We start from the raw sequence: 10,411 nt of genomic DNA, 5'->3' as shown, positions 1-10,411 counted from the left end.
GCTGACCGCCCGCCCGCCGCAAGCCTCGGGAGACGATGATGCGAACCGACGCAAAGAGTGCTGCAAGCCTTCTGGCGGTGGCGGTCGCGCTGCTCGCAGTGCTCGGCGTCGTTGGATGCAACCCCAAAGCTGCGGCGCCTGTCGCGCCGAGCGCCGCCGCGCCGGGGGGCGTTACCCCCACGGCTTCACCTTCACAACCGTCGGCCCCGGCCACTGCGCCGGCGAACGTCGATGCCGCGGGCGGTGCGATCGGTGCCCCTGTGAGCGTGGGGTCGGCGAGCAAGTCCGCTCAGATCGGCTCCATTCCTCGGCCGAGCAACAAGGTCGCCGCAACCAAGGGCGTCAAGGCACTTCAGGATGACGGTCAGATCGGCAAGCTGAAGAGCGTCTCGGTGCGTGCGATGACCCAGGACAAGAAGGGCCGCTGGTGGGTGCTCCTCGCCGTCACCGACGACACCGCTGGTACCAACCAGGCCGTGGTCAGTTTCGACGGCAAGACGTGGTCGGACGTAGCGATCGGGACGACCATCAGCACCACTGACTTGCCGCCCGACGTGCGCTTCTAGACGCCTGATTGGCGCCCGAGCTCGCGTTGCTCGGGTATGATGGTCTGCGTCTGTTCTCGCCGAAAAGTGCGCGCATCATCTCGCGCCGGCCGTTCGCACGAAAGGACGCCCTTCATGTCCCTCTCCGAGCACGACGTTCGACACGTCGCCATGCTCGCGCGCCTCGCGCTGACCGACTCCGAGGTCGAAGCGATGCGCGACGACCTGAACTCCATCCTCGGCCACATCGACGAGATTCAGCGGCTCGATCTGGCCAGCGTCGCGCCGATGGCGCACGCCATCGCCGTCACCAACGTCACGCGTGAAGACGTGGTGGTGCCGCCGTTCTCGCAGGATGTCGCGATCTCAAACGCTCCGCAGTCCGAGAATGGCGCCTTCGTCATCCCGGCGATCGCCGCGGGCGGTGACGACGAGTGAGCCATATCGACGTGCACGAGCTGACCGCACTCCAAGTCCGAGCTGGCATCGTCGCCGGCGAGTTCTCCGCCGTCGAGGTGGCCGACTCATCCCTTGCGCGCATCGACGCGCTCGACGGGGATGTCCACGCCTTTAACCAGGTCACGCCCGGCCTGGCCATCGCCGCTGCCGAGAAGATCGACGCGCTCGTGCGCGGAGGCGCCGCTGAAGCCGACCTCCCGCCGCTTGCCGGCGTGCCCGCCGCGTTCAAGGACAACATGAACCTGATCGGCACGAACACCACGTGCTCGAGCCGCATTCTCGAGGGCTACGTCAGCCCGTACGACTGTACGGCCGTCGCCCGGCTGATCTCGGCCGGCGTGCTGCCGCTGGGCAAGTGCAACATGGACGAGTTCGCGTTCGGCAGCTCGGGCGAGACCAGCGCCTTCGGCGGTGCCAAGAACCCGTGGGACCTCGAGCGCGTTCCCGGTGGCTCGAGCGCGGGCAGTGCCGCGGCTGTGGCCTCGGGTATGGCGACGGTGACGCTGGGAAGCGACACAGGTGGCTCGATCCGCCAGCCCGGCTCGCTCACCGGCACCGTCGCTCTCAAGCCGACGTACGGGCGAGTCAGCCGCTACGGCTGCGTCGCATTCGCTTCGAGCCTCGACCAGATCGGCGGCTTCTCGCGCAACGTCGAGGACAACGCCGCTGTGCTCCAGGCGATCTGCGGCAAGGACCGCTACGACGCTACGAGCGCCGAGCGCGAGCCGGAGGACTTCATCGCAGCTGCACGCAACGCCGACGCCGCTGGCCTGCGCGTCGCGATCGTGGCAGACCTGCTCGGCATGGAGGGCGTGACCGCCGAGGTGCGCGACTCGGTGCTAGCCGCCGCCAAGCGCTTCGAAGCGATGGGCGCGACGGTGGGCGAGGTCAACCTGCCCACGAGCCAGCACGGCCTCTCGGCGTACTACATCATCGGTCCGGCCGAGGCGTCGTCGAACCTCGCTCGCTTCGACGGCATCCGCTACGGACATCGTACGGCCGACCCGGCCGACACCATCGAGCTCTACACCAAGTCGCGCGCCGAGGGCTTCGGCCCGGAGGCCAAGCGGCGCATCATGCTGGGAACGTACGCGCTGTCGGCCGGCTACTACGACGCGTACTACGGCCAGGCGCAAAAGGCGCGCACGCTCATCGCACAGGAGTTCACCGAGGCGTTCAAGGAGTACGATGTGCTGCTCACGCCGACCTCTCCGCAGGTCGCGTGGAAGTTCGGCGAGAAGAGCGATCCGCTCACCATGTACCTCTCGGACACCTACACCATCCCGATCAACCTGGCCGGCAACTGCGCGATCAGCGTGCCGTGCGGCTTCGGGGCGAGCGGGATGCCCATCGGCCTGCAGATCATCGGTGACTACTTCGCCGAGAGCACCGTGTTCCGGGCGGCGGCGGCCATCGAGCGCGATCTTGCGCTGGACCTGCGCAGCCCGCTCGTTCGCGGGTAAGAACCGCATCACCCATCCCGTCCCGCACCGTCGAATCCGAGGAGCACGCATGGCGACCAAGACCGACTTCACGCCTGACCAGTGGGAGGCGCTCGCCTTCGCCGTCACCGACACGATGATGTTCGTGACGATGGCCAACGGCACGCACTTCTGGGAGAGCATGAGCGAGACCACGGCTGCCGCGCGCTACCTTCTGGAGCAGGCCAAGACCAGCGCTTCGACGCTGGTCCGCGACTTGGCGGTTGACGCCGGCCGACATCGCGACAAGACGATCAAGTCCGACGACATCGAGCCCGTCACGATGGACCGTGTCGCGGCAGCATTCGCGATCATCAGGGAAGTCGCGCCCGACGAGGCCGAGGCGTTCAAGGCGCTGGTACTCGGGGTCGCCGATGCCGCCGCCGAGGCGAAAAACGGCATCGACGACGCCGAGAGCAACGCCATCGACAAGGTGAAGAGCGCGCTGTTGTAGGCGTCGGGTACTACTCCCGCTTCTACCGAGAAGGACCGCCCACCGGGCGGTCCTTGTGCTTTCGTCCGGGGGTGCGTCCGGAACCGCTTAGGCGGGAATACACTCGTGCAACAGCCCAGCGCGAAGAAATCGGTCAGCGGGGACTACCCGGGCCGAGATTGGAAGGGGAGTCACTATGAACAGACCCATGGGCGTCACGATTCTTGCGTGGCTCGCGATCGTCGGTGGAGTGCTGGAGGTATTCGTCGCGATCTTCGCTGTGGTGACCCTGATGGCCGCTCTCGCGCTCAGCGGTGCGGCAGCGGCCTCTGGCGCTCTGGGTGCCGGAGCGGGGCTCGCGGTGGCCAGCATGGTTGGGTTGATTCTCACCGTCTGGCTCGGCATACTGGGCATCTTCGGCATCGTGTTCGGCGCAGGTGCGCTCGGACTCAAGCCGTGGGCGTGGACCGTTGGCGTCATCTGGTGCTACGTCGCCGCCGTGTCCGACGTCATCAACATCTTCGCATCGCGCGGAGGTGGAATCCTCGGCGCGATCATCGGCATTCTGTTCGCGCTCGCCATCCTGTACTACCTCTACACCCAGGAAGTCCGCGTAGCTTTTGGCAAGACCGACAAGGTTCCGCCGAGCTTCATGGTTCCCGTGTTCGAGGGTATCGACAAGATGCTGTCAAACAGTGGCGGCGGGCAGCGCCCGCAACAGCCCGGTGGCTATCAGCCGCCGCAGGCTCCGGGCGGGTACGCTGGGCCAGGACCCCAAGCGCCGGCGCACTATGATGCCCCCAACGCACCGGCACCTCCGTCATCCGGTGGCGACATGCCCGTACCTCCCGCACCACCTGCTCCTCCGGCGTAGAGCGAGCGTGAGTCAAGAAGGGCGCCGACCGCGAGGGTCGGCGCCCTTTGTGCTGTGCGGGATCTCGAAGCCCTACTTCTTTCGGTAGTGCGCTTCAACGATCGAGATGAAGAACCAGCTACCCACGACCAGTGCGCCTGCTAAGAAGAACCTTGCGGTCCAGATGAACCAGATCGGCAGGTCGGTCTTGGCGAGCAGCATCGAAAGCCCCACCACGAACGCCGAGACCACCAGCGCGAACGCCAGGCGGTTTGTTGCCTCCTCGAAGCGTTTGATGACGGGGTCGAAGCCGGTTGGGTGAACCGCCAGTCGAAACTCGCCCTGACCGGCTCGGCGAAGGAGGCGAGTGAGCGACTCGGGGATCTCTTGGCCCATCCGCACCATGCGGCGCAGCGACTGCGCGAAGCTGCGCGTCAGCGCCTGCGGTGACATACGGGCGGTCGTGATCTTGCGCGCGAACGGCGCAGTTACCGCCACGAAGTCGAAGTCGGGGTCGAGCAACCTGCCCAGCCCCTCGAGCACCACGAGGGTGGTGAGGAGCATCGCAAGCTCGCTGGAGAGCATCAGGTGGTGGTCGCGGACGAGGTCGAGCACCTCGTTGATCAGGTCGCCGATGCGAATCTGCTGCAGCGACTTGTTGTAGTACTTGGTGATGAGTCGAGACACGTCGCGCTCGAGCTCCGCCACGTCGATGTCGGCTGGGTTGCCCGCGCCGTTGACGAGCGTGTCTACCGCGAGGCCGGGATCGTCGTCCACGATCGCCATGAACAGGTCGGCGAGTTGTTCTCGGCCGACGCGGGAGATCGTGCCGCAGCGTCCGAAGTCCGTGAACCCAACGCGCCCATCCTCGAGCGCGAACAGGTTGCCAGGATGCGGATCGGCGTGGTAGAAGCCGTGCACGAAGATCTGCTCGAGGTAGCAGTAGATGCCGAGCTTCGCCAGCTCTTTGCGGTCCTGGCCGCCCTCGGTAAGCTTCTCGGGCTTGTTGAACGGCAAGCCAAAGAGCCGCTCGGTCGTGAGCACGTGCGAGGTCGTGAACTCCCAGAAGACGCGGGGGAACTTGACTGTGTCGTCGTCGGCGAACGCCACGCCCAGACGCTCGCAGTTAGCACCCTCGGCCATGTAGTCCAGCTCGCCGCGTACGGCGTTGGCGAACTCGTCGGCGATCTCGGCGATGTCGTAGCGCTCTGCGAGGTCGGAGTGTGTCGCCACGAAGCGCGCCTGCGTGCGCAAGATGTCGAGGTCGGTGTCGACGATGTGCTCGACGTTGGGACGCTGGACCTTCACGCACACCGGAGTGCCGTCGGGCAGCACCGCGCAGTACACCTGGCCGAGCGACGCTGCCGCAATCGGCTTGCGATCGAACTGACTGAACAGCTCGTCGATCTTGCCGCCTAGCTCGCGCTCGATCGATGCGTAGGCTTCGGCGTCAGGGAAGGGAGCGACGTCGTCTTGGAGCTTGCGCAGCTCGTGGATGACGTCCTCGGGAATGAGGTCGGGCCGCGTGGAAGCGACCTGCCCCAGCTTGACGAAGGTGGGCCCGAGGCGCTCGACCGTGTGACGAAGGCGCACGCCAAACGTCTCGCGCGTGCCGTGGTCGGGGCGCAGCCGAGCCGTGACCGGCTGGAACCGGCGCAGCCCAGTCATGTCGAGCATGTCGTCGAAGCCCTCGTCCAGCAGCACGCCGACTATCTGACGGTACCGGTCGAGGTGCTTGTAGGGAGCCACGGCCGCCTATTCGGCGGGAGCGTCGGGGGCGGAGGGAGTGCCGCCGGTCCGCTGGCCCGCAATCATGGCCTTGAGCTCGGCGAGCTCGGCCTCGAGCTTGTCGTAGTCCGCGCGAGTGATACCGCCGCTGGTCTTGATGGCCTTCTCGGTCTCGGTGGCCACGGTCTTGCGGAACGCCTCCTGCTGCTCGGCGGCGATCGCGCCGATCTTGTCGCCGACCTTCTTGGCGTCGCCCTGCGAAACCTTGCCCTTTTCGATAAGGTCGTTGGCGAGCTCTTCGGTCTTCTCTTTCGTGGTTTCGAGCACGCCCAGTCCAAGCAGAAACGCCTTCTCGACGATACCTGCAGGGTCGAACGCGGAGTCGCTCTTCTTCTCGTCGGACATGGGTTCCTCCCGGTTGGTCAGCATCAGACAAATGACAGGCAAAACCTGCCTATGACAGGTATACCCCTGCGGGCCGCGGATTCCTGTATGCGTTACGTGGAGTGGTACGACAGTTCTGGTGTACGGCGCTCCATGGGCAGCCGAGCGGGGGCGTCGCGCGCGGCAAGATGGCGGCGCGGCGGGCTACACCATCTTCGCCTGCGAGAGCACGTCCAGCACCGTGTCGAGCGCCAGGTCCAGGTCGGCGGCCTCGATTACAAGCGGGGGAGCGAGGCGCAGCGTGGTCGCGTGCGTGTCCTTGACGATGACCCCGCGCCCGACCATCTGCTCGCAGTAGCCGCGCGCCGGTCCCGCCTCCGCGAAGAGCTGCACGCCGGCCCACAGCCCGATGCCGCGCGCCTCCTCGATTGCCGGGAGCCCCGCATCGCGCAGGCGCGCCAGCATGTGCTTGCCGAGCGCGCGCGAGCGCTCCTGCAGCTCGCCGGTGGCCATGATGCGCAGGACTTCTCGGCCAATGGCGCAGGCCAGCGGGTTGCCGCCGAACGTCGAGCCGTGGGTGCCGGGCGTCAGCACGCCGAGAACTTCGGCATGTGAGACGACCGCCGACACCGGCATGATGCCTCCACCCAACGCCTTGCCCAAGCAGTAGATGTCGGGCCTCACACCCTCGTGATCGCACGCGAACGTGGCGCCGGTGCGACCGAAGCCGGACTGGATCTCGTCGGCGATCATCAGCACGCCGTGCTGCGTGCACAGTTCGCGCACTCGGCGCAGGTAGCCGGTGGGCGGCACGATGACGCCGGCTTCACCCTGCACGGGCTCCACGAGGAAGCCGACGATCGTCGGGTCGCTGACGAATAGGGCCTCGAGTGCGGTGGCATCGCCGAAAGGAACGGTGATGAAGCCAGGGGTAAACGGTCCGAAGCCGTCGCGCGCGCTAGGGTCACCCGAGAACGAGATGATCGTGGTGGTGCGGCCGTGGAAGTTGTTCTCGCACACGACGATCTTGGCTTGGCCGTCCGGCACGCCCTTGATGTCGTAGCCCCACTTGCGTGCGGTCTTCAGCGAGGTCTCGACCGCCTCGGCGCCGGTGTTCATCGGCAGCGCCAGGTCCATGTCGCACAGCGCGCACAGGTCGCGAAGGAACGGGCCGAGCTGGTCGTTCATGGTGGCTCGGCTGGTCAGAGACAGCGTGTCGAGCTGCTTGTGCGCGGCAGCCACGATACCCGGATGCCGGTGCCCGAAGTTAAGCGCCGAGTATGCCGAGAGGAAGTCGAGGTAACGCTTGCCCTCGACATCGGTGACCCAGGCGCCCTGGCCAGAGGCAACGACGACGGGCAGCGGGTGGTAGTTGCGAGCGCCCCACTCGTGCTCGAGCGCGCCGAAATCAGACGAAGTGGTTGCGGACAAGGGGCAACTCCGTTTCGTGGATGGCGGACCTATGCATCAGAGAGGATACGCCTTACGCGACGTGACGCATCTGCTGCCACTTCTCCTGGAGTGTGGCGAGGTCGGGCAGCTGAGGAAGCGACTTAACGCCGGGGATCGTGATCGTCGGGCGCCAGCGCATCAGACGACGTGTCGCAAGCGTGACCGCCAGCGCGATGAGCCCCAGTCCGCCAAAGAGGGCGATGGCGATGATGAAGGCCGCCTTCGTGTCGATGATGACGCGAGAGTTCTCCGAGATGGTCGTCTTGGGCGCGAGCACGATGCCCACCCAGCTGCTCTTCACGTCGGCGTCGCCGGTCACCAGCACGCCGGCGCCAGCCTGCGAGATGTCCATCGTCTTGCCGATGATCAGCGGGGATACCGCCTGGTGGACGGTGGTGTTGCCGCCGCCTCCGACGATCATCGCGCTTGCGTACGACTGCTGGATCGTCGTGTCACCCTTGGCGAGCAGCGCCGGCACCATCGAGGCCGTGATCGTCGCGTCGCCCTCAACGGACGCCGCACCGATTGCCGAGCCGGTCGCAGACAGCGAGCCGGCCGTCACGCTGCCCATCGCCGAGAGGTTGGCTTGCACGTCGTTGCCCGACAGCCTGGCGGCTGCGAGCGGGCCGATCGAGGTGGGCTCGGCGGCGTCGGCGTCGGGGGCCGACCCGTCGCTAGGGAGTTGTTCAGAGACGATCGGTGTGATGTTGTCGACGGTCATGGAGTCCTCCACAGAGTCGATGGACGAGGTCGGGGCGAGCACGAAACCCAGCTCAGGGCGGTGCTCGGCCAACGTGTCTATACCCGCGAGATGCCACGCGCCCCGGTCTGGGGTGGGCTCGGGTAGAATCGTCGGGTACGAGTAGACACCCGCGCAGGTCCGACCCCGAGGTTTGAGGTGTCTGCGATCCGCGCGTCGAGCTGACACGACAAGGAGTCCCGCGCATGGCGAAAGATCGTCTCGCCGAGGTCATGGAGACCTGGGAGGCCGTCATCGGCCTTGAGATTCATACCGAGCTGACGTCGCTGAATACAAAGATGTTCTGCGGATGTCCCGTCGACTTCGGCGGTGAGCCAAATACGCGCACGTGCCCGGTGTGCCTCGGGCTGCCGGGAGCACTGCCGGTTCCCAACGCGCGCGCCATCGAGTCGACGGTACTTGCGGGTCTGGCGACCAACTGCGAGATCGCACACTGGAGCCAGTTCCATCGCAAGCAGTACTTCTATCCCGACATGCCCAAGGACTACCAGATCTCCCAGTACGACCTCCCGTTCTGTGCCGACGGCTTCGTCAACGTCGAGGTCGACGGCAAGCTCGCCGAGGAGCGCGCGGACCTCGCGTCGGCGCCTGCCGGCGTGACGCTGGCCGAGGACGGCTCCGGGTACGTCTCGCGCATCGGCATCACGCGCATCCATCTGGAAGAGGACACCGGCAAGATGGTTCACGTCGGCGGAAGTGAGGGCCGCATTTCGGGTGCGACAAAGTCGCTCGTCGACTTCAACCGCGCAGGTACACCGCTCATCGAGCTGGTCAGCGAGCCCGACATGCGCACGCCCGAAGAGGCCCGCCGCTTCGCGCAGAAGCTACGGCTGATCTGGCTGTCGCTGGGCATCTCGGACTGCAGCATGGAAGAGGGCTCGATGCGCGTCGACGCCAACGTGAGCATCCGCCCGCGCGGCGAGACGGAGCTGGGCACCAAGGCCGAGCTGAAGAACATGAACAGCTTCAAGGCGCTCCACGATGGCCTGCTCGCCGAGATCATCCGCCAGGCGGACTTGGTCGAAGGTGGCGGCAAGGTGGTCCAAGAGACGCGTCACTACGACGTGGGCGCACGCCGCACCAGCACGCTGCGCAGCAAGGAAGAGGCGCACGACTACCGCTATTTCCCCGAGCCCGATATGGTGCCCTTCGAGTTCACCGACGAGTTCATCGCCGAGATCCGCAGCCGCCTGCCCGAGTTGCCCGACACCCGCCGCACCCGCTTTATGGCCGACTTCGGGCTGCCTGCCCACGACGCCACCGTGCTCTCCGGCGACTTCGACCTTGCGGACTTCTTCGAGGCCGCTGTCACGATTGCTGGCGTTGAGCGCTCACGCGCCATCAGCAACGTGATGCTCAACGACCTCTCGGCATACCTCAACACCGAGAACATCCCGGTCACCAGCTCGCGCATCGTGCCGGGCATGATCGCCGAGTTGGTCGCGTTGGTCGAGGACGGCACAATCTCGAGCAAGCAGGCCAAGGAGGTCTTCGCCGAGATGGCCGCGACCGGAGATGCACCGGGCGCCATCGTCGAGCTCAAGGGCATGAAGCAGGTCAGCGACACGGGCGAGATTGAAGCGGTCGTCGACCGGATCATTGCCGCAAATCCCGGTCAGGCCGAGCAATACCGTGGCGGCAAGACCGCCGTGATCGGCTTCTTTGTGGGCCAGGTCATGCGCGAGACCGGCGGCCAGGCCAACCCGAAGGTCGTCAACGAGGTGCTGGTTCGCAAGCTCGGCGGCTAGCTGAGCGCGCGCGTTTCGGCTGCGGCGTTCTTGGCGCGACAGGTCGAAGGCCCCCGGAGAGCGAGTCTCCGGGGGCCTTCGCGCTAAGGCGTTGCGGTGGTCTGTGTGGCCGGCAACGATCCAGAGCTAGAGGTAGAGCCCGCCGCTGAGCCCGTCGCGTGGCACGAGGAGCAGAACGTCTGACTGTGACACTGCAGGCACTTCGCCGAGCCGTTGGCCTGCACGTAGCTGGGGTGATCCGCGAGCCAGTTCGGCTGATGGTTCACGTGGCACGTCTTGCAGAAGCTCGCCTGGTGGCACGTGAAGCAGGCGCGCGTGTCGGCCTGTGCCTTGGCGGGATGGTTGATAAGCCACTGGTCACGGGGTGTGTGGGACGGCGGCCTGAGCTTGTGGCACGAGTCGCAGAACTTCAGCCCGAAGTCGTGGCACTTGTAGCATGACGCCGTACCGACGAGCAGCGCTTCGGGTCCATGAGTCTGAAGCCAGTCCGCGCGCTCGTGCAGGGGAGTCCACGGCAGGATGCGCCCGCCATGGCACCCCGGGCACTCCTTGGGCGCGATGATCTGGG

The 10,411-nt window shown here is 66.2% G+C and carries 11 protein-coding genes; 6 read left to right on the top strand and 5 right to left on the bottom strand.

From position 1 onward, the window contains the following. Positions 1-38: 38 nt before the first annotated feature. The 5 genes from P4L93_04715 to P4L93_04695 all read left to right on the top strand — a co-directional run bounded on the left by P4L93_04715 (position 39) and on the right by P4L93_04695 (position 3,792). Positions 39-566: a hypothetical protein gene (locus P4L93_04715; GenBank protein ID MDR3686243.1), complete on the top strand. Its 528-nt coding sequence runs from the start codon at positions 39-41 to the stop codon at positions 564-566. Positions 567-680: 114 nt separating this feature from the next. Further along, positions 681-983: an Asp-tRNA(Asn)/Glu-tRNA(Gln) amidotransferase subunit GatC gene (gene gatC / locus P4L93_04710; GenBank protein ID MDR3686242.1), complete on the top strand. Its 303-nt coding sequence runs from the start codon at positions 681-683 to the stop codon at positions 981-983. Continuing rightward, positions 980-2,467, top strand: a complete 1,488-nt coding sequence (gene gatA / locus P4L93_04705; protein ID MDR3686241.1) for an Asp-tRNA(Asn)/Glu-tRNA(Gln) amidotransferase subunit GatA — start codon at positions 980-982, stop codon at positions 2,465-2,467. Before gatC ends, gatA begins: the two co-directional genes overlap by 4 nt. Before the next feature lie 49 nt (positions 2,468-2,516). Continuing rightward, the gene (locus P4L93_04700; GenBank protein MDR3686240.1) at positions 2,517-2,939 is read left to right on the top strand and encodes a hypothetical protein; all 423 of its coding nucleotides are present in this window, start codon (positions 2,517-2,519) and stop codon (positions 2,937-2,939) included. A 175-nt stretch (positions 2,940-3,114) separates the two neighbouring features. Beyond that, the gene (locus P4L93_04695; protein ID MDR3686239.1) at positions 3,115-3,792 is read left to right on the top strand and encodes a hypothetical protein; all 678 of its coding nucleotides are present in this window, start codon (positions 3,115-3,117) and stop codon (positions 3,790-3,792) included. A gap of 72 nt (positions 3,793-3,864) precedes the next feature. Here the strand turns inward: P4L93_04695 and P4L93_04690 are convergent, their stop codons facing one another. From P4L93_04690 to P4L93_04675, 4 genes are all read right to left on the bottom strand, one after another. Further along, positions 3,865-5,520 (bottom strand): AarF/UbiB family protein, encoded by a 1,656-nt coding sequence (locus tag P4L93_04690; GenBank protein MDR3686238.1) that lies wholly within the window; start codon positions 5,518-5,520, stop codon positions 3,865-3,867. Between the two features lie 6 nt (positions 5,521-5,526). Continuing rightward, positions 5,527-5,904, bottom strand: a complete 378-nt coding sequence (locus P4L93_04685; GenBank protein MDR3686237.1) for a hypothetical protein — start codon at positions 5,902-5,904, stop codon at positions 5,527-5,529. Between the two features lie 183 nt (positions 5,905-6,087). After that, positions 6,088-7,314, bottom strand: a complete 1,227-nt coding sequence (gene rocD / locus P4L93_04680; protein MDR3686236.1) for an ornithine--oxo-acid transaminase — start codon at positions 7,312-7,314, stop codon at positions 6,088-6,090. Positions 7,315-7,366: 52 nt separating this feature from the next. Next, the gene (locus P4L93_04675) at positions 7,367-8,056 is read right to left on the bottom strand and encodes a hypothetical protein (protein MDR3686235.1); all 690 of its coding nucleotides are present in this window, start codon (positions 8,054-8,056) and stop codon (positions 7,367-7,369) included. A 224-nt stretch (positions 8,057-8,280) separates the two neighbouring features. Between P4L93_04675 and gatB the strand changes: the two genes are divergently transcribed. Then, entirely contained in the window at positions 8,281-9,843 is a 1,563-nt protein-coding gene (gatB, locus tag P4L93_04670; GenBank protein ID MDR3686234.1) for an Asp-tRNA(Asn)/Glu-tRNA(Gln) amidotransferase subunit GatB, read from the top strand. 83 nt (positions 9,844-9,926) lie between these two features. On the opposite strand, the gene P4L93_04665 is transcribed toward gatB, so the two are convergent. Next, positions 9,927-10,411, bottom strand: a 485-nt coding sequence (locus tag P4L93_04665; protein ID MDR3686233.1) for a hypothetical protein, incomplete at its 5' end; no start/stop codon positions are given.

The organism is Coriobacteriia bacterium, assembly GCA_031292615.1.
GTDB lineage: Bacteria > Actinomycetota > Coriobacteriia > Anaerosomatales > JAAXUF01 > JARLGT01.
This window is presented reverse-complemented; position numbering and strand designations above follow the sequence as displayed.

Coding starts and splice junctions, on each gene's coding strand:
- P4L93_04715 (MDR3686243.1), top strand. CDS start 39: ATGCGAACCGACGCAAAGAGTGCTGCAAGCCTTCTGGCGGTGGCGGTC.
- gatC (MDR3686242.1), top strand. CDS start 681: ATGTCCCTCTCCGAGCACGACGTTCGACACGTCGCCATGCTCGCGCGC.
- P4L93_04700 (MDR3686240.1), top strand. CDS start 2,517: ATGGCGACCAAGACCGACTTCACGCCTGACCAGTGGGAGGCGCTCGCC.
- P4L93_04695 (MDR3686239.1), top strand. CDS start 3,115: ATGAACAGACCCATGGGCGTCACGATTCTTGCGTGGCTCGCGATCGTC.
- P4L93_04685 (MDR3686237.1), bottom strand. CDS start 5,904: ATGTCCGACGAGAAGAAGAGCGACTCCGCGTTCGACCCTGCAGGTATC.
- P4L93_04675 (MDR3686235.1), bottom strand. CDS start 8,056: ATGACCGTCGACAACATCACACCGATCGTCTCTGAACAACTCCCTAGC.
- gatB (MDR3686234.1), top strand. CDS start 8,281: ATGGCGAAAGATCGTCTCGCCGAGGTCATGGAGACCTGGGAGGCCGTC.